Genomic DNA, 23870 nt, shown 5'->3' with positions numbered 1-23870 from the left:
AATTAGTAGATATAACGGAACAGTGATACTAGCTGGATCCAGCTGTAGCTGATGGCATCAATGATGGTTGAACCGTTTTGTACCGACACGGATGCTCTTGAGCCGGAAATTAAGCGCTGCGCCATTTCTGGTTGCATATCGTCTAGCACAATACGCACGCGTACTTTTTGCTGCTCACGGATCCAACGAGTATCGTTTACCACATCAACTAGTTGACCATTACTGTTATCACTATCGCGAATGGCACGCTCTTGGCTTTCAATATGTCCAGTGAACACTTGGCCTGGAATCGCGTCAAACGCGATATAAGCGTGATTGTTGGTGTTTAAGTGAGTAATGCCTTTTTCATTGAAATCGGCGCTTAGCCACGCTTGAGATTCGTTTATTAGTAGCAAAGCGGTAGTGCCTTGGCTGATGTAGCTGCCTGGTTGTAATTGCAAGTTGGTGACTGTGCCGCTCGTTTGCGCCGTAATATGAGTGTGCTGCTCATCGAGCTCGGCACTGGCTAACTTCGCTTTAGCCAGTTGGATGGCGGCATTGCTGTCACTGTCTGCCAATTGCGCTTCGATGCGCATAATGTCGGCTTGCGCGGCAAGCAAAGCACTTTTGGCGACTTTCACACTCAATTCGCTGTCTTCAATCGCTTGTGTGGTGGTGAGCCCTTTCTTGTACAAGGCTTTATTACGCGCCAGCTTGGCGATGGCATTGTGTTCTTGCTCTTGTTTTTGTAGCAGCGTTTGTTTGGCGACATTAAGCTGTTGTGTACTGGCTAGAAACGCTTGTTGTGCTTGCGCCAATTCCGCTTTGGCTTGGTCAACTTTGAGCTGATAGCCTTGATCATCTAAGCGGAATAGCGTCTCGCCCGCTTGTACGTGTTGACCATTTTTCACCGCGACTTGTTCAATTACCCCAGAGGTTTCGGGCGCAATGGTTGCGATGGTGCGATGTAACGACGCTTGAGTGGTAAAAGGGGCGATATTGTCAGCGGCCACCAAGAAGAGTGAGAAAAAGATGGTGATGCTGAGCACGGTGTAAAGCAGGTATTGGTAGAATTTTTCTGTCATTAGGCTTCTCTTCATATTGGATTATTGTTCACCTCCTTGTTTGTTGTTTTATTTGAATTGTGATTTTTGGTTAAGCTGTTATCCATGCAGCGAAACGGCGGACTTGTGGCAATACGGTTAGGTTTAGAAATAGCGCGCACGGCCAGGCTAAACTGAAACTTTCTAACCAGATCAAAGGCCAATCACTGTTAAAGCCAAGCTTATAGCCTGACAGTACGCCAGACATCATTAGCGCCATCGTGAAAGAGGACATTAGTGCGGTGAGCCAAAATTGTTTTGTGTTCATGCTTTTCTCCTGTCTTGCTTGGCTTTGGTGTAAATAGACTATATAACCATTCAATTAATGGAAAAATAAGCAGGATTAGAAGTATGAATTCCATATTTGGAAACATTGACGATCTCTATCTGTTTTGTGCTGTCGTAGAGTTCGGCTCGCTGCAAGAAGCCTCACGTCAGTTACGTCTACCGATTTCCACCATGTCACGCCGTTTAAACGCACTAGAAGAGCGGCTTAATGTGAGATTATTGGAGAAGCAAGGTCGGGAACTGGCGGCGACAGAATCTGGCATGCATGCCTTTAATCTTTTTAAAAGTGGTATGGAAAGTATCGAAACCGCGTTTGAACAGTTGAGTGAAGATCGCCAAGATGTAGAGGGCAAAATTAAACTGGCTTTACCTTACAATTTCTACCGTGGTTTTGCTGAAGATGTGGTTGAGGAATTTCTTCAGCGTTATCCGAAGGTACAGCTTGATCTGGTGTTAAGCCAAGAACAGCTTGTCCCGCAAACCGACCGTGATTTGTTGATGACCTTTGACTTGCGCGAGATGGAAGGGATGATTGCCAGACCACTGTTTGAAGCCAAGCACGGCTTTTTTGCCAGCCCAGAATATTTGGCGAGAGTGGCACCAATCACCAACTTAGAGCAGCTGCGTGAACAAGAGTGGGTGTCGGTCGATAATATTATCGACTTGCCGATTTATCGCGGAGATGAGCTGGTGGAGGTGATGTCGATTCAGCCCAAACTGGTCGTGAATGATATCTTGGCGGTGATTCAAGCGGTTGAAAAAGGGATTGGCGTTGCCTCATTGCCCTTGCGTCACGTTAAGCCAGTAGCAAAACAAAATTTGCAGCAAGTGTTACCTGAGTATAACCGTAGCAATCGCAAAGCGTATTTGGTCTATAAGCAGCGTCGTTATCAGCCGCGTGCACTGTCATTATTTATTGAAGCATTGCTGCAAGGGGTGAAAAAGATCTGGTGATTATTCTGATGCTAATTTAGGTTGCACGAGAAAAGCTGAGATACTCAGTAGGTGGGGTTGTCATTTCACCAAGTTTAAGATGATTCATCATACGTAAGTAATCAAATGAGCTGATATTTCTTATTTATCAAAGATTCCTGACAATAGCGGATCATTAATTTGCGTTTATTCTGACGTAAGTAACATAAACGATTCTATGATTACTGAGGTATATCGCGTTTGTTGAATAAGGAAAGAAGATGAAAAAAGCACTATTGATATTGGCGAGCTCTGCCTTTGTATTAGCAGGTTGCCAAGACGAAGCTCCAAGTGAACCGATTGGTAAAGCGCCACAAGAGCAAGCTGCACAACAAGCTGACGGGCAGCCATTAGATAGTATGACTGAAACTGTTACAGAAGGCATTCAAACCATTCAATCAGCAGCAGAATCGACGATTTCAGCAGCAAGCAGTACTTTAAGACCTGAAACCGACCAGGTTGATGAACCACGATTAACACATAGCGCACGTAATTCACTGGATTGGGAAGGTGCCTATTTAGGTACACTACCTTGTGCGGATTGTTCTGGTATTGCAACTTCATTAACGCTCAATTTTGATGGTACCTACTCTTATGACCAAGTTTACTTAGGCAAAGGAGAAGAAGGGGAGTACAAATCAACGGGTGAATTTGTATGGAACAGTAAAGGCGATACGATTACTTTGTCTGACAAAGATGACTCTCAGCAATTTTTTGTTGGTGAAAATGTACTGATGATGCTGGATGTTGATGGCAACAAAGTTGAAGGTGAGATGGCAGATAATTACACCTTAGTTCAGCAAAAATAGCGTTAAATTGGCCAATAAAAAAGTGACCGAGAGGTCACTTTTTTATTGCATAGTTTGTACAATTGGTGGGCAGTTTTACACTGTAAAGCGATTTACCAAATCGTATAACTCATTGGCTCGGCTATTGAGATTCTGGCTGCCAGCACGGTTTTCATTCGCAAGCTGAGCTGACTGCGAACTTTGGTCAGAGATTATCACGATGCGTTCAGAAATCTCTTGCCCTACAAGGCTTTGCTGTTCTGTTGCCGTTGCGATTAAAGAGTTCATATCCATGATTGTCGCAATAGAGTGCTGTATCTTCACTAACGCTTCTGCCGCTGCATTTGCTTCATTTACCGTGTCTGAGCTTCTCGTTTGGCTACTCTCCATCGCTTTAACCGCATCATCTGAAGCCGATTTTAGCTGCTGAATCATTTTATGTATTTCACCAGTGCTCTCTTGAGTTCGACTTGCCAGCTTGCGAACTTCGTCCGCGACGACTGCAAAACCACGTCCTTGTTCCCCAGCTCGAGCTGCTTCGATGGCCGCATTAAGCGCGAGTAAGTTGGTTTGCTCGGCGATATCTTGGATAACTTCTAGAGACGATGAAATATTCTGCACATCACCCTCTAGGCGAGAGATGACTTCGGTTGCGTGATGTACTTCATCAGCAAGAGCACCTACAGAACTCGCTGCCGCATTGACCACTTGTTGTGCTTCGAGCGCACTAGTATCAGCTTCTCGTGCAGAATCTGCCGCTTGGTTGGCGTTGTTAGAAATTTCTTGAGCCGTTGTGGTCATCTCTGTCATCGCTGTAGCGACTTGTTCCGTCTCTTCTCGTTGCCCTGTTGCTAAGTCATCTACTTGAGCTGCACGAGAAGACATGCTGGTGGTCTCAGATACGACTTGCTGGCCTACATCACTTACGTTACGGATAATATTTTGTAAGCTTTCAACGAAAATATTGAAATTTTGACTTAGACGCGCGTATTCTGGGGCTTTGAATGACTCCATACGAGCAGTTAAGTCGGCATCACCATTAGCAAATGACTGAATAGAATCATCGAATTGCTCAAGTGGTTTCATTATCGAACGGTTAATTGCGATGGCCGCAATGGCGACAATGACTGATATGCCTAAACAGAACAGAACAATCATTAACAATGTATTTTCAAGGGCTTGGTTGGCATTGTTGTTCATGTCTGCAATGACAACATCAATGTCGTCAGTATAAAAACCTGTGCCCATCATTAGATCCCATTCAGGGATATAGATTGAGTAGCTAAGTTTTGGCAAAGCGACAGTCTCGCCCAATTTAGGGAAGTAATACGTCGTAAAATCACCCGTTTTAGCGTTTTTGAGCAAGTCTTGGATGAGATAATTTCCTTGCTTATCTTGTAGGTTGAGGAAGTTATCGCCGATGCCTTTCGTACTGTTACCGTTAAATAAGCGCACACCTTTTGAGTCGTAGCCAAAAATATAACCACTTTCACCGTATTCGAGCGTTCTTAGAGTAGGCAGTGCTTCTTGTAATGATGCGCCACGGTCTAGGAAGGGTTGAATTGCTGATCTTGCCATTTGTACGTAGGTTTTTAATTCGCCTTTTTTTTGGCTCATCATGGTGCTACTGGTGGAGTCGACTTGTTGGGCTGTTAAGCCAGTGGTTTTAACATAGGTTACTCCCATGACCCCGATAGTGATCAGTAGCAAAGGTAAAAAGGACATCAAATATAGACGTGTTCTTATAGTTAGATTCATAAATTTTTCCCGCACTCGTTATTCTGTTTTGTTCAAACGACAGGCGTTTGTGTTACAAGCGTATAAAGTATGTTAACAACTGTGTCGGCAGATTACTGTGAACCTGAAGAGGATAAATTTTAATTATTGGTGCGAAAGAACTAGTTGCAGCTTGGTGTGGCTGCAACTTTTTATTCAATCTTAGCGGTATTTGGTGGGATGAACGTGTTAAAAGTATGTGTTGTCTTTGTTTTTTAGATAAATATGCCAGTTATGGCTAATGGTTTGGTATTGAGAAATACAATTTTCTTTTCTCTCTTCAAGGAGGTCTTTGTCGATTTCGTTAAGTAGCTCATTATGCTTTTGTGGATCACTGCCAAAAATTAGACATAAGGTGGAAAAATAGCGTTGTAAATCAAAGCTGTGCTCACCGATGTATTCATCAGCTTGGTAGTACTCGGGTCTATCTTGAGATTCGAAAGCAAACATATCTGCCGCGCTAATCGCCGCATTATCGCCATCTTCCACATACTCCAACATGATGACTGCGGCAAAATTATCTACCGCATCTTCTTCTTTGCCCAAAATCGGAATCGATTGATCTTCAATGTAGGCATGGCCAGCCTCATGCAGCAAAGTGTGTAAGATCGTGTCTATGGCACCTAATTGTGCAGATCGGCCAAATTTTTCCTCATATTGGTTTTGTTTGAAGTATTGCAATGCTTCGTTGTAGAAACTGTATGGCATCAACATGGTGTGTTCTTGAGGGTCATACAGTGGCCCTTCGTTGCCACCATATCGGACAGTTAGCTTGTTTTTAAACGGAAAGTGTTGTTTGGATAGTTCCACCAGCAGGAGGTTTACGTCGCTATCAACAATGGCTTGTTTGGCCTCCGTTTCTAGCTTGGAATCTGGAGTGAGATAAATGATTTGCACATCAGCATTGGCGCTAGAGGTACTCCAAAGCAGCCCTAAACAAAGTAAATGCAGACGTTTGGTCAAATAGCTAAACATGGCCATCCTTAGGTTTTAGATATTTTACATAATATTAAGGGCTGACGTTTTAGGGTGCCAGTTTTTGTCTGATGATATGCGACTTTAGCTTTGAATCGATTATAATTAGGGCTCTAGATATGAGTATGATAAACTCGCCGCCCTTCATTATTCGAGAGAGACAAATTGCCATGAGCTTAAAGCAAGATCTTCAAAAACTTCACAACCGCCTAGATAGTGCGCAGCGTAAACTGGATGCAGCGAAAACCCGCAATGATCAGGCGATGATCTCTAAGTTTACGGATGAGGTTGAGGATCTGACGAAGAAAGTGAATTCGCTACGTGGTAAGCAAGACTACGATTTAAATAAAGAGCGTAAGACTCTGTTGGATATGCCATTCTCTCGTGAAATTACTAAAGAAGAACAAGCGGACCTAGGTAAGCTTAAAAAGTCGGTTAAAGGTCTGGTTGTTGTTCATCCTATGACAAAAATGGGCAAACAGCTTCGTCTAGATGCTATGACTGGTTTTGCGCCGAAGAAATTTTAATCTCTTCTCGTTGAGCAAAGCGAAAACCTCGTTTTGCTCTTCTCTAACTCTTTCCATCCCCCAATTACTCAAACCGCGCATGATTGTTGTGCATTGCTTTAGTAATGTGCATAGCGTCTCTGCGTTTGTGTACATCCAGTTTTTTGAAAATCTTATACACATGCGATTTTACCGTGCTTTCAGACAAGAAAAGGGTATTAGCGATCTGTTTGTTGGATTTTCCTGAAGCAACGTGGTCGAGAATTTGTCGCTCTCGCGTTGTCAGATTAGTGTAGAGTTGGCAACGTTCCAAGTTCGGGTTGCGTCTTAGCTGCACTAAGCTTTCTAAACACTTTCTTGGAAGCCATAAACCGCCTTTTAAAACATAGGAAACACTTTTGCATAAGTGATCGATTGGCGCGTTACTGAGTAAAATACCTTTGAGAGATTGCCAATATACGTACTCACAGTGGATTTCGTCCTGAGGCATATTGTAGATAAGGACATCGAGTTTAAGCAGATCAAAGTTAGGAAGAATCTCAGTGGCGATCATAGTTTTGAGTTGCTCGAAATCGACCAATATCAAATCAATAGGTTTAGGAACTATTTCATTATCTAACTGAGTGGCTGAAAGAACCTCTATTTCAACATCGAGCTTCTCGGTGAGTTGTTTTTCCATCAAACTTGTCTGCAACGATTTCTCAGACAAAATGATCACTTGCTTGGCTGTCATCTCCACTGTCTCTGACCTCTTTCTTATTGGTTTCATCTTGTCTCACGCCCCTGTATTGACGCGGGTCACATAAAGTATATTCAAGAAATCTTCGATGGTGATTCATTTCATTACAACTAATTACTTTATTATCAGTAATAGATAGTTATTTAGTTTAGTCGAAAACGGCGGCCTTAAGCAGCCTTTCATACTAGTGCCTTTAAGTCTCTGATCTCTTGTTCTATTTGGCTTTTGACTCTAAAAGTCGTAAATCTACCGCCTGTGAAAAGTAGGAGTTGTGCACGCCAAAGTATGGTACGTACCGTCAGTCGAATCCCGACTCAATCTTCATACTTCACTCAGTCGAAGAGATTTTTCACTTCGTAACTCTATGTTTATTCAGAAGATGCATATTCAACCATTTTTGTTCAACTGCGCATATCAATCTCGCCTCCATTTGCAGTCTCAAGTTTGAGACTTGTGCTTCCAGATGCCTACCTATAATCGAGTTGCTCAAGGGCATAAACCAACAATTCAGACATGGATACACAACGGAGTGAAGGTTATGAATCTTAAAAAAACTGGCGTAGCAATCGCAATGGCAGCAATGGTAATGAGTGGTGCAGCTTTAGCGGGCGGTGGCGGCCACGGCGGCGGTCATGGTCATGGTGGTGGAGACGATATTGATTTGTTGAGCCATAACGGTAACGGTCCGGGTAATGATAACAACCACGTGACTAATACTGGTGGCGGTAATGATGGTAATACCTCCAACAATGGCAACGATGGTAATACCTCGAACAATGGTAATGATGGTAATACGTCTAACAATGGTCATGACAATAACGACAATAACTACAATGGTGCTGGTGACGACAACAACACCGTAACCACGAATAACGGTAACGATGGTAATACATCAAATAACGGTCATGACAATAATGACAACAACTACAACGGTGCTGGTGATGACAACAATACCTATACCAAAGGTGGTGGTGACGACAACAACAAAGAGTGGAATGACAGTGCTAACGTAGGCAATGGCGACGACAACAACAAAGAGTGGAACGACAGTGCTAACGTAGGCAATGGTGATGACAACAACAAAGAGTGGAATGATAGTGCTAATACCACTAACACTATGGAACACAGTCAAAACCAAATCATGAGTCAGAGCCAAAACAAAATCGATGCTAGCCACAATTTGAGCTTTGAAGTAGATATGGTTGTCGCTAAATCTGATCTTGACGGTCAAATTACGCACGCGAAAGTTGAGTACGGTGAAGCAGCAGGTATGGGATATCGCCATAGAGGCTGTGGTAAGTGTGCCGGTGCTGGTGTTGAAGTTCGTAACACGAACAACATGACTGGCTTCAATAATGCAGCTGGTATTACTACAGTGGGTCAATCAGCAGGCGCGAACTCAATGGTTCAACAATCTGTTGTGACTAACGCTACCGTTAAAACTAACTAAGTTTGGAGATTGTCATGCGCTTAGCACTATTCGCAATAAGCAGTGTTCTCGTTGTTAACGCTTATGCTGAAGATTTGGTGCTGGCAGACGGCTTGGAGCTATCCATGGACACCATGGATAGCTCAAGAGGCGGACAGTACATACTTGAAGGTGATGAGTACAACATCGATATCGATAGTATTTCAGCGTCTTCAGATGTGAATGGATACAGTCAAGGTAATGTTGCTTCCAATACCATTAATGGCAGTAACTATATCGGAGCCGGAGCACTCGAGTCGGCTTCTGGTATTACCAACGTGATCCAAAACACCGGTAACAATGTACTGATTCAAAACTCAACAGTCGTTAACCTGACACTGAAATGATATGGTTTTTTGGCGAATCTTAACCTTATGGATGCTGATCTTTTCAGCATCCTCTTATGCATTAACTTACTTGCCTCATCGTGGGGCGTTTAATGTTCCGGTAAAGAGCTATAAAGAAATACTGTTTGGTGATGTTATTCGCCAAGAGTATGACTTTAGCTGCGGTTCGGCTGCGTTAGCGTCACTTCTTACCTATCACTATGAGTATTCTGTCAATGAAAACTCGATTTTCAAAGTTATGTTCGAACAAGGTGATCAAGATAAGATCAGAGAAAGCGGTTTCTCGCTGCTTGATATGCGAAATTACTTACAAAATCTAGGCTATGACGCTGACGGATTTAAAATCCCGTTAGGTAAGATGCAGGATATCGGAGTGCCGGGCATTACTTTAGTTAACTTTGATGGCTATATGCATTTTGTAGTCATTAAAGGTATGAATAGCCATTCGGTAATTCTTGGTGACCCATCTAGGGGAACCATTCAAATGAAATTTGCCGATTTTGAGCAGTATTATTCAGGCATTGTGTTGTTGATTCGCAATCATGTCAACATTGCCAGAAATAGCTACATCTCTGACGACAACTACACACTTTATGCGCCTGCTCCGGTCGATTCTGGTGTTTCTCGGAACTCTTTAGGTGTATTTAGTATCACGCTACCCGAAAGTGGGGAGTATTAAAATGTTCAGAAAAATAGGGTTGATAAGCGCGGTATGCGCCTGTTTAAGTGCACCTGTGGCAGCATCTTATCAACTGAATCACCTTGAACCACTCGATAGCCAAGAATTGGCAAGTTATCGAGGTGGTTTTTTTGGTGATGACTTTATGGTCAACATAGGGGTGGATATTGCAACTTCGATAAATGGTGAAACGTTATTTAATAATCGAATCGCCAATCTATTTTTTCAAAATGGTCGTTTAGTGGCAAGCCAGCCAGAAGTCATCCCAGCAACAACCGTGGTTCAGGTGGGAAGTGGCAATGCTACATCTTTGGTGCCTAGCGTGGAAACGCTACCAAACGTTGACTCTGTACCAACAGAGACAACGCCTTCAACGCCAGTCGTTGAGACACCTCAGATTACAGTAAGTCAAATTAGTGCCCCATTACCAAGCATTACGCAATCTGCCATTAATCGTGTTATTCAAAATTCGTTGGATGATACGGTCATTGGTTTTGAGACTGCAATCAATATTGATGCTCAGGTTAATGGTGCGCTAAAACGATTAGAGCGCAGTAATAAGATTCAGCAGTCACTGCAATTTAATTTCAATTAATGTTTTTATGAAAAAGAGCCAGCGACATAGTCGCTGGCTCTTACTATGTGTGCTTTATATAGTTAGAAGGTAAAAGGTACACGAACGGTGAGTTGGAAGTCAGGTGTATCTTCCGTTAAACCTGCCTGCGCGCTGATGTTTAATGATGTTGTAGGTGACAACGCGTAGTTGATACCGAAATTGAGCGAATCGAGTTGCAATAGTTTCGCTTCGTCATCTTTTCGGCCATTCACTTTACTTTCTAAGATAGTTTGATGGCTCAAACCGATCGATAATGATAAATCGCGGTTAATCGCAAAGCCTAATCCTGCGCCTAACGAAATAGTATCTCCCAAATCAATTTCAGCGTTTTGACCACTGATATCGAAGTCCTCTTTGAAGTTGTATATATACGAAACACTTGCGAATAGTACGGCTGGGTCGGTTGGGTATATCATCGAAATGCCGGGTTCTACACTCCAAAAGCCAGACCCTGTCGGCGCATCGTCTAAGACGTTGGTCAGTGGATCAGTATCAATCTCATAGGGAGACTTACCCGTATCAGATTTAATACGTAAACTACCAACCCAGTATGGAGCAGTGTCAAAGTTGAATTGGTGTCGCACGGCAAACTCGATATCACCTAAGCCACCCCCATCTAAGTCTTTGTTGATGGTTTCGTCAGAGGCTCCATCACTGATTGGGCGGGCTGATATTTGGTCGTTACGGTAAACATAGGGCAGTCTAATTTCTAATTCTGTCGCGTTCGTTAAGCCGTAGCGCCCTGTTAAACCTGCGGTGATAGTCGTACGGTCAGAGTCGCTGACTTCAATCAGGCCCACTACAAGCGCTGGCAAAACCGTATAGCCTACAACGCTGACTCGATTTGAGGAGTTTTGCGAATAATTCAATGAAGCTTCTAAACCAAATTGACCTTTGGGTGTAAGTACCCCAGGTCGGTCAATGACATCCGCAACAGTTTGCGCGCGTTTTGCCTCGGTTGCAGGATCTTCTGCGAAAACAGTTGGAGCAAGTAAGAGAAGCGGAAGAGAATAGAGTAGAGGTTTTGCCATTTTATCGTCCCTTTTTTATTTGGCCCTCCTTTTAATTAGCTCAGAAATCATACTCTTGCCACTATGTATTTAACTCAATTTATACTATTTGCTGTGCGTATTTTTGCTTAGTGCGTGGTTGTTGTTGATAAGAAAGGAGATTGTTGTTGAGGGACTCGGAAAGCAATAAAAAAATAATATTGGCAACAAATGGTTATTCATTTTTCGTCTTATTTATGAGACAAAAAAGAGAGCCCAAAGGCTCTCTAAACACTAGAGTGAATGGACCTAGTTTGAAATTAGCCCATAAACCAAGAGATAAAGATTAGTACGCCAAACATAAAGGTCGCGATCAGTGCTGGCTGACCACCACTAACCGTGTAGGTTTCAGTGCGACCTTCCAGGACGAAATCAGGCTTACGAACTTTAATCGCCATTGCTAGCGGGCCCCAAATCGCAAGGAATACCAATACCATACCGGCGTAATCCAACATACTGATGAACTGATTAGCGAATAGTGTAGCCAGTACCAGTGGCAGAATAAAGGTCAGCGAGTAAGCGATGGCTGGATTTTTTGAAATCGCATCTTTGTTTTGGTCATACAGAGCCATCGATACGCCAAGGTATGAAGTGATCAGAGCAAGCGCTGAGAAAATCGCCACGACGCTTTTCAATACACTAGTTTCACCATCAAATGCAGCAATCAGTTGTGAGATGTTATCGAACTGGCTCACTGTTTCTACGCCCAAGTTCCCAATTACGGCAAATAGCCAAGTTAGGTAACAAACCAAGGGAATGACACAGCCTAACAGCACCATGTTGCGAATTTGCGCGATAGTTGCATCTTGGTTGTAGCTCACCAGTGAAGGGATCACGATTATCGCGGCAAAGCTGGTAAAGATAACCGCGCTGTACTGAACTACGTCGCTGGTGGTAAATGAACTTTCTTGGCTCAAATTGGCGATTTCAATGTTGTTGATTAGCGAGAAAATCACCACAAACAGCATCGCGATCATCAGGATGAAAAGACCACGGTTAAGTTTGTCGATATAAGATTTACCAGCTACGACAACTAGGCCCATGATCAAGCTAAAAATGGTGTAGCCAACAACCGGTGAAAGGTCAACGCCGACTTCAAGCAGCATGCTGTGCAGCAAGTCACCAATGCCGATGGTGTAGGCAATCATTAGGCAAGCAAGCAATAGGTAAAAAAGAATGTTGGTAAAGTGCATACCCTTGCGACCCAGCGTGAAGTAAGCCGTACTGCTCATACTAGTGCTTTGTTGAGTCTTGGTGCATGCCTCAGCAAGTAACAAGGTCGCGTAAGTAGTGCCAATAAAGATCACGAACATCAAGCCTGCACTAACAAAAAAACCAAACTGCGCTAGCACCATTGGAATCGCCAACATACCTGCACCCAATGCGGTTCCCGCTAAAATGAGGGAACTACCAAACAACTTCATGTTCAAAAGAAAAGACCCTTACTGAAAATAATTTCAGAACAATGTGTAAATTTTATTTGCCAAGACTAACAAGAAATACTGCAAATTACGCATAAAATATTTTTATCTATTGGGATACTTTTTCTAATAACACGATGAATTAAGGCGATTTCAATCTCAAAAACGCAATTGTTAAATATTAGTGTTGTCAACAAAGGGGGAAATCGATTGGTGATTTAAATTTGTTCGGAATAATCGTTGGTTTGGGTTATAATTTGTCGAAATTTAATACTATAACGAATAGTTATAATGAATCTGGTTAACTTTGTTTATTTTGTTATTTAACAAATGGTTAAACCATAGTTATTGCCTATCGCACTAATAAGTATAATTGCTTTTGCTATCCGGCAATTGAGGACTAATCTTCTTTCTTAGAAATCGGTTGAGACCGAAAACAAATAAAACTATTTCTGGAAGGAAGATGAACATGAGTAAAAAACTCACCACTGCTGCTGGCTGCCCTGTCGCACATAACCAAAATGTAATGACTGCGGGGCCTCGTGGTCCACAATTGCTACAAGATGTATGGTTTCTTGAAAAACTTGCGCATTTTGACCGCGAAGTGATCCCTGAGCGTCGTATGCACGCTAAAGGCTCTGGTGCGTACGGTACTTTCACCGTAACACACGATATTACTCAATATTCTCGCGCAAAAATCTTCTCTGAAATTGGTAAGAAAACCGATCTATTTGCTCGTTTTACCACCGTTGCGGGTGAACGTGGCGCAGCAGACGCAGAGCGCGATATCCGCGGTTTTGCCCTTAAGTTCTACACTGAAGAAGGTAACTGGGACTTGGTTGGTAACAACACACCAGTATTCTTCCTGCGTGACCCGCTAAAATTCCCAGATCTAAACCACGCAGTGAAACGTGACCCACGCACTAACATGCGTAGCTCAACCAACAACTGGGATTTTTGGACTTCACTTCCAGAAGCATTCCACCAAGTCACTATCGTGATGAGTGATCGTGGTATCCCTGCTTCTTACCGCCATATGCATGGTTTTGGTAGCCACACTTTCAGCTTTATCAACGCAGAAAACGAGCGTTACTGGGTGAAATTCCACTTTAAGACTCAGCAAGGCATCAAAAACCTAACAGACCAAGAAGCAGAAGCAATTGTCGGTAAAGACCGCGAAAGCCACCACCGTGACCTTTACGAAGCGATTGAGCGTCAAGACTTCCCTAAATGGAAGATGTACGTACAGATCATGCCTGAACTAGAAGCGGATGAAGTTAATTTCAACCCATTCGACCTAACCAAAGTATGGTCTCAAAAAGATTACCCACTGATCCCTGTTGGTGAGTTTGAGCTGAACCGTAACCCGGAAAACTTCTACGCTGAAGTTGAACAATCAGCGTTTAACCCAGCGGCAGTTGTCCCAGGTATCGGCTTCTCACCAGATAAGATGCTGCAAGGCCGTCTGTTTGCTTATGGTGATGCACAGCGTTACCGCTTGGGCGTTAACCACCACCAGATCCCTGTGAACGCACCTCGTTGCCCAGTTCACAGCTACCACCGTGATGGCGCAATGCGCGTAGACAGCAACTACGGCTCAACCATTGGTTACGAGCCAAACTACAAGCAAGAGTGGGCAGAGCAACCAGATTACTCTGAGCCACCGCTACGCATCAATGGCAACGGTGATAACTTCGACCATCGCGTTGATGAAGATTACTTTAGCCAAGCGGGTGACCTATTCCGTCTAATGAGCGAAGCGCAGCGTCAAACTCTGTTCGACAATACGGCTCGTGCAATGGATGGTGTACCTGAGTTCATCAAACAGCGTCATGTAGAGCATGCTTACCAAGCGGATGAAGCATACGGCCGCGGCTTAGAGTTGGCTCTAAACTTAAAGTAAGTTGATACACTCTTCATAATCAAAAAGGCGCATTTAGCGCCTTTTTTGTATAATTTATATTCGCGTTTGCGCACTTTTAAGCAACTGTTGATACAGGAAAAGCGCAGCAGGACCGGTGTTAGCGCCCTTGGGCAGAGTAATGTGCAGCGCGACTTGATAACGCTGTGAGTGCTCAATATTAAGCACAGTGATTGTTTGCTGGTGGGACTGCTTGACCATATGCAGCGGCAATCGACAATAACCTACGCCTTGTTCCACTGCGCGCAGCGCATGGTCGAAATTGTCGACCGTAATCCGCTGTCTTGATTTAAGCCAACCCACATCTCGTTTCGTGTTGCTGTTCTCACCTAAATCCCTCACGACGATTTGGCAGGTGGTAGCAAAATCAGCCAACTGGAGATTGTCTTTGTTTGTCAGTGGGTGATCATGAGCGACGACCGGAACCATGGTGGTGGTGCCAAACGCTTGTGCTGGGTAGTTGGTGATAGGTAAGTTAATGATCGCGATATCCGCTTGCTCACTTGTCACCATTTCGGTGGTTTTACTTAATGATGTTTCAATCACTTGGATTGACGTTGCACTGTTGTCTGCGAGAAAAGCCTGCATTGGTGCATAGAGCCAAGTTGGGTCGCAGAGGTGGTCAAGAGAGACCGTGATTTGCGACTCGACACCACTGTTGAGTTGTTTGCTGATCATCTCTAACTCATGGGCTTGCTCGAGCATCGAATCGGCGCGTCGCAGCAATGTTTTTCCGTGCTCAGTTAATACCGCTCTGCGACCTTGTACCGTCAGCAATTCAACCCCAAGTTGCTGCTCAAGCTTTCTTACCGAATAGATCAGCGTCGTGTGGCTTTTATTTAAAGCCTGCGCGGCCGCCTGAATGCTGCCCGCTTGCTCGATGTGGTGCAAAGTCTGCCACTGTTCTAGGGTTGTTTTTAAACGCATTGGTCAAGTTTTTAGACAGTTAATGGCAATATTATGAACTTTTTTGTCGAATTCATAAAGGTAATAATCTTCTCATCAACAGCGAGCAGTCAGGTGACATCTCGCTTAGGTTAAACAACATGTGAGGAATAGCTGCGATGATGAAGTTACTGCAAGTCGATTTTGATTTTCATGGTCCTTTTGGTGAAGAGATGGTTCAAGCGATGACAGGTTTGGCTGAGTCCATTAATCATGAACCCGGTTTGATTTGGAAAATTTGGACGCAAAGCGAAAAGGACCAACTCGGCGGTGGCGTGTACTTGTTCGCTGATGAAACGTCGGCACAAGCTTATTTAACCATGCACAGTGAGCGCTTGACTCAAATGGGGATAAACAACATCCGTGGTGTCATTTTCGATATTAATCAACCGCTCAGCGCGATTAACCATGCGCCAATTAACTAACGCACCAATTAACTAACTGCGCGCCAAGCAACCATTTAACTTATTAAAGATAGATCAATGAACAACAAAACATTCCTAACCATTCACGGCACTATTTATACTCTATTTGCCTTGGCATTGTTTTTCGTACCGAGCTTAATGTGGCCAATGTATGGGGTAGAAATTAATGATCAATATGCGTATTTCTTATCACAGCACACCTCAACTTTTCTTGGAGGCGTTGCGGCGGTAAGTTGGTTGATGCGAGATATTGAATCGGGTCTTGCTATGACACAGCTACTTAAAGCGCTGCTGATTGGTAATTTGCTTGGTGTCATTATTACGGCTTACGCAGGCGTTACAGGGATTTTTGTTGGTTTCGGTTGGAGTGATCCGGCGTTCTTTGCTCTATTGAGCGTCATGAACTGGCGACAACTTAAAAAGCAATAAAGTGCCTAACACTGCGCTATCTGTGTATGGCTCGTTAATCTTCCTAAAGCCTCAATAGTGAGGCTTTTTCATTTTTGTCGACAATCAGTTCAGACCATGTCCCTTTATTTATGAGGGGAATTATTGTCGACACTCACCATTTAGTGACCTTAACCAGTGCTGCCAATCCTCAATGGATTGAACATCACCATCGGATGTCTTTTCTTGTTGCTAAGATGGGCATTGAACCGTAGCCTTTTCTCCTCGCCAGTTAGGCAGCAGCTTAACTCTTTTCTGTGTATCAAATCCTTTTTAAATAAGGCTTCGTCACGCTACTGACTAAGATGCTTTCAGTCGAATTTTAATATTACAGCATCATCAACGAGTCGACCTTAGAGAGTGACTTTATCTCGATCGCTTACTCTCGCTCTTCGCCAATCACTCGATACTATACCTTAGTCTAAATTGTCGACAATTAGCTTGATTGTCGACAATGTCATGGTCTATTTTATAATCAAGTTAAATAAATGTTGCCACTTTGAGTGTTTGTTGATGCGGTTTTCTTTTTCGCTAGGCGCACACAAGTTCAAAGCACAGTGACAGACAAAGAGCCTTGATATGAATAGCGAGTTAAATCCTGAATTAAGAGATAAGCTGACAGGCAAGGATAACACCAAATCGGTGACCTTGACTGAGGTGCTCATTGAGGCAATTGTCAGTGGTGAGTTTCCTTCCGGAAGCAAGATTTCCGAACCCGAGTTAGCCAAACATTATCAAGTTAGCCGTGGACCACTACGTGAAGCCATCATGCGTTTAGAAGGCTTAGGTTTAATCGAACGCGTTGCTCATGTGGGAGCGCGGGTGATCACTTTATCTCCTGAAAAGCTAGTTGAATTGTATGCCGTACGTGAAGCGCTGGAAGGCATGGCCGCGCGTCTAGCGGCAAGACATATTCGCCAAGAAGAAATCCTCGCTTTAGAAATGCTGTTGTCACAGCACTCTGCGCACATTGATGAAGTCGCTGGTGCCTCTTATTTTCACCAAGAGGGCGATTTTGACTTCCACTATCGCATTATCAAAGCGAGCCGTAACCAAAAGCTGATCTCCCTATTGTGTGATGAACTCTATCACCTGCTGCGCATGTATCGCTACCAATCTCCGCGCGCTCAATCGCGTCCTAAAGAGGCGCTGGATGAACACAAATTTATTCTTCAAGCGATCCGTAATCGCGATGAAGAACTCGCTGAAATGTTAATGCGTCGCCACATATCAGGCAGTCGCAAATTGATCGAACAACAAATTTCTCTTGCTGAAAATAATTAGGACCACAGAACTGATAAGGATAACAACGGATGAGCTTATCTCCTGGCGCGAAGTTTCGACTCGCGGTAAAAAATAATAATCCCCTACAAATCGTAGGAACCGTGAACCCATATTGCGCCATGATGGCGAAGAATGTTGGGCATCAAGCGATTTATCTATCGGGCGGCGGTATCGCCAATGCCTCTTATGGCTTGCCTGATTTAGGTATTACGACGCTCAATGATGTGTTGGTCGATGTTGACCGCATCACCAATGCTTGTGATCTCCCTCTGCTGGTGGATATCGATACTGGCTTTGGCGGCGCTTTCAATATCGCTCGCACCATTAAAGCCATGGAAAAAGCCGGCGCAGCGGCGGTACACCTTGAGGACCAAGTGGCGCAGAAACGTTGTGGTCATCGCCCAAATAAAGCCATCGTCAGCCAACAAGAGATGGTTGATCGTGTTAAAGCAGCGGTTGATGCGCGTAACAACGATGAGTTTGTCATCATGGCTCGTACTGATGCGTTAGCGGTAGAAGGCATCGAAAGTGCCATTGAGCGTGCGATTGCCTGCGTTGAAGCAGGCGCAGATATGATCTTCCCAGAAGCGATCAACGAGCTTGGTCAATACAACCTGTTTTCTAACGCCCTAGCGAAAGCAACCGGTAAGCATGTGCCAATTTTGGCCAACATTACTGAGTTTGGTCAAACGCCACTCTATGGCTGTGAAGAATTAGCCGAATCGAATGTAGATATGGTGCTCTACCCACTTAGCGCATTCCGCGCGATGAATAAAGCGGCTGAAAACGTTTATCAGCATCTACTTCAAGAGGGCAACCAAGAAGCTTTAATTGGTGAGATGCAAACGCGTAAAGAGCTTTATGCCCACCTTAACTATCACGACTACGAAGATAAGCTGGATAAGCTTTTCTCCGAAGGAAAATAGCTTACTGGGAAGCCCAAGAAAATCATTACTTAATCATCCAATAACGTGAAACCGTCTGACTCAGATAAAAACAGAGATAACCCGACCTAGTAGAGGTTCCATCAGGAAGGGGAGTCAGACTGAAAAGGAGTTCAACATGCCTACTAATGAATTAGGTGGCGCAGGTCTACGTGGCCAAAGCGCTGGTAGCACTGCACTATGTACTGTCGGTAAATCGGGGACAGGTCTAACGTATCGCGGTTACGATATTACAGACCTAGCAAATAACGCTCAATTTGAAGAAGTGGCGCATCTTTTGTTACGTGGTCACTTACCCAATCAACAAGAGCTGGATACTTACAAGACCCATCTACTTAGCTTGCGTGGTTTACCGCAAGCACTTAAGCATGCGTTGGAGCTCATTCCGGCAGATGCACACCCAATGGATGTGATGCGCACAGGTTGTTCGGTACTCGGTAATCTTGAACAAGAAAAAGATTTCTCTGAGCAATTGCACGCCACAGAGCGCTTGCTATCACTATTCCCTGCGATGATCTGTTACTGGTATCGCTTTAGCCATGATGGCGTGCGAATTGATACCGAAGACCAATCTCAAGACTCCATCGGTGGTTACTTCCTCAAGCTGCTAACAGATAAAGAGCCGAGCGAGCTACATAAGCAAGTGATGCACTGTTCATTGATTTTGTATGCGGAGCATGAGTTTAACGCATCGACGTTTGCGGCGCGCGTGTGCGCATCGACACTGTCTGATTTGCACTCATGCATCACAGGCGCAATTGGTACCTTACGTGGGCCTTTACACGGCGGTGCCAACGAAGCGGCAATGGAAATGATCGAGAACTGGCAAACGCCAGAAGAAGCAGAAGACAACATCATGCGCATGCTGGAGAACAAAGACAAGATCATGGGCTTTGGTCATGCGATTTATCGTGAAAGCGATCCGCGCAATGCGCTGATTAAACGCTGGTCGAAAGAGCTTTCGGAAGCGGTGGGTGACACTCATCTCTACGCGGTCTCGGAGCGTGTTGAATCTGTCATGAAGCGCGAAAAAGGTCTGTTCTGTAATGCCGATTTTTTCCACGCTTCGGCTTACCATTTTATGGATATTCCAACCAAACTGTTTACCCCTATTTTTGTAATGAGTCGTCTGACTGGCTGGGCTGCGCACGTCTATGAGCAGCGCGCGAATAACCGCATCATTCGCCCAAGTGCCGATTACACAGGTCCTGAGCATCAAGAATGGGTACCAATCGAGCAACGCTAACTATACCGATGGGTATCTGTTACTCGCACGATTTTGAAGATTGGAGTGACTCAAACCACATAGTGTTTATCAGCGCAGTTAGCAACCTGACAAACGCTATGTGGCAAGAGTAAAAAGACTGGAAGTAACCCTATGACAATAAACACCCAATACCGCAAGCCTCTGCCGGGCAGTCAACTCGACTACTTTGATGCCCGTGAAGCGGTGGATGCGATTGCCCCAAATTCTTATAGCAAACTGCCTTACACATCACGCGTACTAGCTGAGCAACTGGTGCGTCGTTGTGATCCAAGCATGCTTGAAGCAAGCTTAAAGCAGCTTATTGAGCGTAAGCGTGACCTTGATTTTCCTTGGTACCCGGCCCGCGTGGTTTGCCATGACATTCTTGGTCAAACGGCTTTGGTCGATCTAGCCGGTTTGCGTGATGCGATAGCCGAGCAAGGTGGCGATCCTGCCAAAGTAAACCCGGTGGTTGAAACGCAGTTGATCGTTGATCATTCGCTAGCGGTTGAACATGGCGGCTTTGATCCGGATGCATTTGATAAAAACCGTGCGATTGAAGATCGTCGCAACGAAGACCGTTTCCACTTTATCGAATGGTGTAAAACTGCGTTTGAAAACGTCAGTGTGATCCCTGCTGGTAACGGGATTATGCATCAGATCAATCTAGAAAAGATGTCACCTGTAGTACAAGCCAAACAAGGCATTGCTTACCCTGATACCTGCGTTGGCACTGACAGCCATACTCCCCATGTCGACGCGCTAGGCGTGATTGCGATTGGTGTAGGTGGTCTGGAAGCGGAGACGGTAATGCTGGGTCGTCCATCGATGATGCGCTTACCGGACATTGTTGGCGTGAAGCTAACCGGTAAACGTCAACCGGGCATAACCGCGACTGATATCGTACTGGCGATCACCGAGTTTCTGCGTAACGAACGTGTGGTTTCAAGCTACCTTGAGTTCTTTGGTGAAGGCGCGCGTGACTTAACCATTGGTGACCGCGCAACCATTTCCAACATGACACCGGAATATGGTGCGACGGCGGGGATGTTCTACATTGATGAACAAACCATTAATTACCTCAAGCTGACTGGTCGTGATGATGAGCAAGTCGCTTTGGTAGAGAATTATGCCAAACAGACCGGCTTATGGGCGGATGATTTAGATAGTGCGGAATATGAACGCGTACTGGAATTCGATCTCTCAAGCGTAACGCGCAACATGGCCGGGCCATCTAACCCACATCGCCGTTTACCAACCTCTGAGCTTGCGGCTCGTGGGATTGCCAGTGAATGGCAACAAGAAGAGGGATTACTGCCGGATGGTGCAGTGATCATCGCAGCGATTACCTCTTGTACCAACACCAGCAACCCACGCAACGTGGTGGCGGCAGGCTTAGTGGCGAAAAAAGCCAATCAACTGGGTTTAGTGCGTAAGCCTTGGGTTAAGTCCTCGTTCGCCCCGGGCTCTAAAGTGGCGCAGCTTTATCTTCAAGAAGCGGGTCTGCTGGAAGAAATGGAAAAGCTCGGTTTTGGCATCGTTGCTTACGCTTGTACCACCTGTAATGGTATGAGTGGTGCGCTGGACCTTGAGATTCAACAAGAGATCATTGACCGTGATCTCTATTCAACGGCGGTGTTATCGGGTAACCGTAACTTTGACGGTCGAATCCACCCTTATGCCAAACAGGCATTTCTTGCATCACCACCGCTGGTGGTTGCATACGCGCTGGCGGGCACGATTCGTTTTGATATTGAGCGTGATGCATTGGGTTCGGATGCTCAAGGTAAACCTATTTACCTTAATGATCTGTGGCCAAGTGATGAAGAGATTGATGCGGTGGTGGGTAAATACGTTAAGCCTGAACAGTTTAATCAAGTTTATATCCAAATGTTTAAACTTGATGATGCCGAGCGCAGCCCAAGCCCACTGTACGATTGGCGCGAAATGAGTACTTATATTCGTCGTCCACCTTATTGGCAGAAAGAAGGCGAGGGGGCACAGGCTGGCGAGCGAACGCTTTCAGGCATGCGTCCACTGGCTATCTTGGGTGACAACATCACCACTGATCACCTCTCGCCATCGAATGCCATTTTGGCCAGCAGTGCCGCTGGTGAATATCTGGCGAAAATGGGGCTGCCGGAAGAGGACTTTAACTCTTATGCCACCCACCGAGGGGATCATTTAACTGCGCAGCGTGCCACTTTTGCCAACCCGAAACTGTTCAATGAAATGGTTAAAGAAGACGGAGAAGTGGTGCAGGGCTCACTGGCTCGCATTGAGCCAGAGGGCAAAGTTACCCGTATGTGGGAAGCGATTGAAACCTACATGAAGCGCAAACAACCATTGATAGTGGTGGCAGGGGCAGACTACGGGCAAGGATCATCGCGCGATTGGGCAGCCAAAGGCGTGCGTTTAGCTGGCGTTGAAGCCATCGTTGCTGAAGGTTTTGAGCGTATCCACCGCACCAACTTAGTCGGTATGGGCGTGTTGCCATTGCAGTTTAAGCCAGGTGTGAACCGCAATAGCTTAAACCTTGATGGCACCGAGACTTACGACGTAGTAGGCGATATAGCCCCGGGTACTGACCTAGCTTTGGTGATCACCCGCGCGAATGGCGAAAAGCTTGATGTGGCAGTGACGTGTCGTCTGGATACCGCTGATGAAGTCAGTGTTTACCAAGCGGGCGGCGTATTGCAGCGCTTTGCGCAAGACTTCCTAGCGCAGTAAGAGGTGAACATGATCCGAACCAAACCTCAAATTCGCGTACCCGCAACCTACATGCGTGGCGGCACCAGTAAAGGGGTGTTCTTTAGCCTTAATGACTTGCCGCCAGAAGCGCAGCATCCGGGTGAAGCGCGTGACAAGTTACTGATGCGCGTGATTGGTAGCCCCGATCCTTATGCCAAACAAATCGACGGCATGGGCGGCGCGACCTCAAGCACCAGTAAAACCGTGATTGTGTCTGCCAGCGAGCAACCCGATCACGATGTTGATTATTTGTTTGGGCAAGTTTCTATCGACAAGCCATTTGTTGATTGGAGTGGTAACTGCGGCAATCTCTCCGCCGCAGTCGGACCATTTGCAATTCAAGCGGGCTTAGTCAGCTCAGAGCGATTGCCTCGCAATGGCATTGCCGAGGTGCGGGTATGGCAGGCTAACATCAACAAAACCATTATCGTCCACGTGCCAATGATTGACGGTCGGGTGCAAGAAACCGGTGATTTTGAACTCGATGGTGTGACTTTCCCTGCCGCAGAAATCCAAGTGGATTTTCTTGACCCGGCAGCAGGAGACAGCAGCTTGTTTCCTACCGGAAATCTGATTGACCGCTTAGATGTACCGGGGATCGGCACTTTTAACGCTACCTTAATTACCGCAGGGATTCCCACCATCTTCATTGATGCGGAATCACTTGGCTATCAAGGCACTGAGCTACAAGAAGAGATCAACAACGATGAAAAAGCGTTAGCGATGTTTGAAACCATCCGCAGCTACGGCGCACTCAAAATGGGGATGATTGCTGACTTAGAGGAAGCGAAAAGCCGCCAACATACGCCCAAAATTGCGTTTGTTTCACCCGCGCAAACTTGTCTCTCATCGAGTGGTAAAACCATCACTGCCGACGAGATTGACTTGCATGTTAGAGCGTTATCAATGGGCAAGCTGCACCATGCCATGATGGGTACTGCAGCGGTGGCGATTGCGTCTGCTGCCAGTGTTCCGGGTACCTTGGTTAACTTAGCCGCTGGTGGCGGTGAGAAGAGTAGCGTCACCTTTGGTCACCCATCGGGCACGCTAAAAGTGGGTGCACAGGCGAGCCTGATGAGTGGTGAATGGACAATCAATAAGGTGTCGATGAGCCGCAGTGCCAGAGTGCTCATGGAGGGGTTCGTGCGTGTACCCTTCAACGTGTTCGAGTAAATACGAGCAGCTAATAACTAAAAAAGAA

General features: G+C 45.2%; 23 protein-coding genes. 15 read left to right on the top strand and 8 right to left on the bottom strand.

Annotated features, from left to right (window positions below; translation table 11 throughout):
- Positions 1–2 precede the first annotated feature (2 nt).
- Positions 3–1064 carry an HlyD family secretion protein gene (locus IRQ95_RS10920; RefSeq protein WP_194436959.1) on the bottom strand — a complete coding sequence of 354 codons (1062 nt, stop codon included), beginning with the start codon at positions 1062–1064 and terminating at the stop codon, positions 3–5.
- Between the two features lie 70 nt (positions 1065–1134).
- Positions 1135–1350: a DUF2798 domain-containing protein gene (locus tag IRQ95_RS10915; RefSeq protein ID WP_194436958.1), complete on the bottom strand. Its 216-nt coding sequence runs from the start codon at positions 1348–1350 to the stop codon at positions 1135–1137.
- An 83-nt stretch (positions 1351–1433) separates the two neighbouring features.
- On the opposite strand from IRQ95_RS10915, the gene IRQ95_RS10910 reads away from it, so the two are divergent.
- A complete protein-coding gene (locus IRQ95_RS10910) occupies positions 1434–2324 on the top strand; it encodes a LysR family transcriptional regulator (RefSeq protein WP_194436957.1) in 891 nt (296 codons plus the stop codon).
- A gap of 239 nt (positions 2325–2563) precedes the next feature.
- On the top strand, positions 2564–3151 hold the full coding sequence (locus IRQ95_RS10905; RefSeq protein ID WP_194436956.1) for a copper resistance protein NlpE: 588 nt from the start codon (positions 2564–2566) through the stop codon (positions 3149–3151).
- 75 nt (positions 3152–3226) lie between these two features.
- On the opposite strand, the gene IRQ95_RS10900 is transcribed toward IRQ95_RS10905, so the two are convergent.
- Both IRQ95_RS10900 and IRQ95_RS10895 read right to left on the bottom strand, forming a co-directional pair.
- On the bottom strand, positions 3227–4888 hold the full coding sequence (locus tag IRQ95_RS10900) for a methyl-accepting chemotaxis protein (protein WP_194436955.1): 1662 nt from the start codon (positions 4886–4888) through the stop codon (positions 3227–3229).
- Positions 4889–5095: 207 nt separating this feature from the next.
- Entirely contained in the window at positions 5096–5881 is a 786-nt protein-coding gene (locus IRQ95_RS10895; protein WP_194436954.1) for a DUF4344 domain-containing metallopeptidase, read from the bottom strand.
- A gap of 170 nt (positions 5882–6051) precedes the next feature.
- On the opposite strand from IRQ95_RS10895, the gene IRQ95_RS10890 reads away from it, so the two are divergent.
- Positions 6052–6408, top strand: a complete 357-nt coding sequence (locus IRQ95_RS10890) for a YibL family ribosome-associated protein (protein WP_194437035.1) — start codon at positions 6052–6054, stop codon at positions 6406–6408.
- A gap of 64 nt (positions 6409–6472) precedes the next feature.
- On the opposite strand, the gene IRQ95_RS10885 is transcribed toward IRQ95_RS10890, so the two are convergent.
- Entirely contained in the window at positions 6473–7156 is a 684-nt protein-coding gene (locus IRQ95_RS10885; protein WP_228481378.1) for a helix-turn-helix transcriptional regulator, read from the bottom strand.
- A 508-nt stretch (positions 7157–7664) separates the two neighbouring features.
- Here IRQ95_RS10885 and IRQ95_RS10880 point away from each other — a divergent pair.
- The 4 genes from IRQ95_RS10880 to IRQ95_RS10865 are packed head-to-tail and all read left to right on the top strand — an operon-like array spanning position 7665 to position 10215.
- The gene (locus IRQ95_RS10880) at positions 7665–8576 is read left to right on the top strand and encodes a hypothetical protein (protein WP_194436953.1); all 912 of its coding nucleotides are present in this window, start codon (positions 7665–7667) and stop codon (positions 8574–8576) included.
- A gap of 14 nt (positions 8577–8590) precedes the next feature.
- Positions 8591–8941, top strand: coding sequence for a carbon storage regulator (locus IRQ95_RS10875; protein WP_194436952.1), 351 nt, complete (start codon positions 8591–8593; stop codon positions 8939–8941).
- Position 8942: 1 nt separating this feature from the next.
- Complete coding sequence (locus IRQ95_RS10870; protein WP_228481377.1) at positions 8943–9620, top strand: C39 family peptidase; 678 nt, start codon at positions 8943–8945, stop codon at positions 9618–9620.
- Between the two features lies 1 nt (position 9621).
- Positions 9622–10215 (top strand): hypothetical protein, encoded by a 594-nt coding sequence (locus IRQ95_RS10865; RefSeq protein WP_194436951.1) that lies wholly within the window; start codon positions 9622–9624, stop codon positions 10213–10215.
- A 62-nt stretch (positions 10216–10277) separates the two neighbouring features.
- On the opposite strand, the gene IRQ95_RS10860 is transcribed toward IRQ95_RS10865, so the two are convergent.
- Both IRQ95_RS10860 and IRQ95_RS10855 read right to left on the bottom strand, forming a co-directional pair.
- Positions 10278–11267 (bottom strand): transporter, encoded by a 990-nt coding sequence (locus IRQ95_RS10860; RefSeq protein ID WP_194436950.1) that lies wholly within the window; start codon positions 11265–11267, stop codon positions 10278–10280.
- 278 nt (positions 11268–11545) lie between these two features.
- A complete protein-coding gene (locus IRQ95_RS10855) occupies positions 11546–12709 on the bottom strand; it encodes an amino acid permease (RefSeq protein WP_194437032.1) in 1164 nt (387 codons plus the stop codon).
- 466 nt (positions 12710–13175) lie between these two features.
- Between IRQ95_RS10855 and katE2 the strand changes: the two genes are divergently transcribed.
- A complete protein-coding gene (gene katE2, locus IRQ95_RS10850; protein ID WP_194436949.1) occupies positions 13176–14609 on the top strand; it encodes a catalase KatE2 in 1434 nt (477 codons plus the stop codon).
- Between the two features lie 54 nt (positions 14610–14663).
- Here the strand turns inward: katE2 and IRQ95_RS10845 are convergent, their stop codons facing one another.
- Positions 14664–15554, bottom strand: coding sequence for a LysR family transcriptional regulator (locus IRQ95_RS10845; protein ID WP_194436948.1), 891 nt, complete (start codon positions 15552–15554; stop codon positions 14664–14666).
- A gap of 140 nt (positions 15555–15694) precedes the next feature.
- On the opposite strand from IRQ95_RS10845, the gene IRQ95_RS10840 reads away from it, so the two are divergent.
- The 7 genes from IRQ95_RS10840 to prpF all read left to right on the top strand — a co-directional run bounded on the left by IRQ95_RS10840 (position 15695) and on the right by prpF (position 23842).
- Positions 15695–15997, top strand: a complete 303-nt coding sequence (locus IRQ95_RS10840) for a monooxygenase (RefSeq protein WP_228481383.1) — start codon at positions 15695–15697, stop codon at positions 15995–15997.
- A gap of 57 nt (positions 15998–16054) precedes the next feature.
- On the top strand, positions 16055–16426 hold the full coding sequence (locus IRQ95_RS10835; protein ID WP_194436946.1) for a hypothetical protein: 372 nt from the start codon (positions 16055–16057) through the stop codon (positions 16424–16426).
- A gap of 597 nt (positions 16427–17023) precedes the next feature.
- On the top strand, positions 17024–17728 hold the full coding sequence (locus IRQ95_RS10830; protein WP_194436945.1) for a GntR family transcriptional regulator: 705 nt from the start codon (positions 17024–17026) through the stop codon (positions 17726–17728).
- Positions 17729–17757: 29 nt separating this feature from the next.
- Positions 17758–18654, top strand: coding sequence for a methylisocitrate lyase (gene prpB, locus IRQ95_RS10825; RefSeq protein WP_194436944.1), 897 nt, complete (start codon positions 17758–17760; stop codon positions 18652–18654).
- Positions 18655–18790: 136 nt separating this feature from the next.
- A complete protein-coding gene (gene prpC, locus IRQ95_RS10820) occupies positions 18791–19918 on the top strand; it encodes a bifunctional 2-methylcitrate synthase/citrate synthase (protein WP_075648051.1) in 1128 nt (375 codons plus the stop codon).
- Positions 19919–20050: 132 nt separating this feature from the next.
- Positions 20051–22648: a Fe/S-dependent 2-methylisocitrate dehydratase AcnD gene (gene acnD / locus IRQ95_RS10815; RefSeq protein WP_194436943.1), complete on the top strand. Its 2598-nt coding sequence runs from the start codon at positions 20051–20053 to the stop codon at positions 22646–22648.
- Between the two features lie 9 nt (positions 22649–22657).
- Entirely contained in the window at positions 22658–23842 is a 1185-nt protein-coding gene (gene prpF, locus IRQ95_RS10810; RefSeq protein WP_194436942.1) for a 2-methylaconitate cis-trans isomerase PrpF, read from the top strand.
- Positions 23843–23870: the final 28 nt, after the last annotated feature.

The organism is Vibrio fluminensis (genome assembly GCF_015278125.1).
GTDB lineage: Bacteria > Pseudomonadota > Gammaproteobacteria > Enterobacterales > Vibrionaceae > Vibrio > Vibrio fluminensis.
This window is presented reverse-complemented; position numbering and strand designations above follow the sequence as displayed.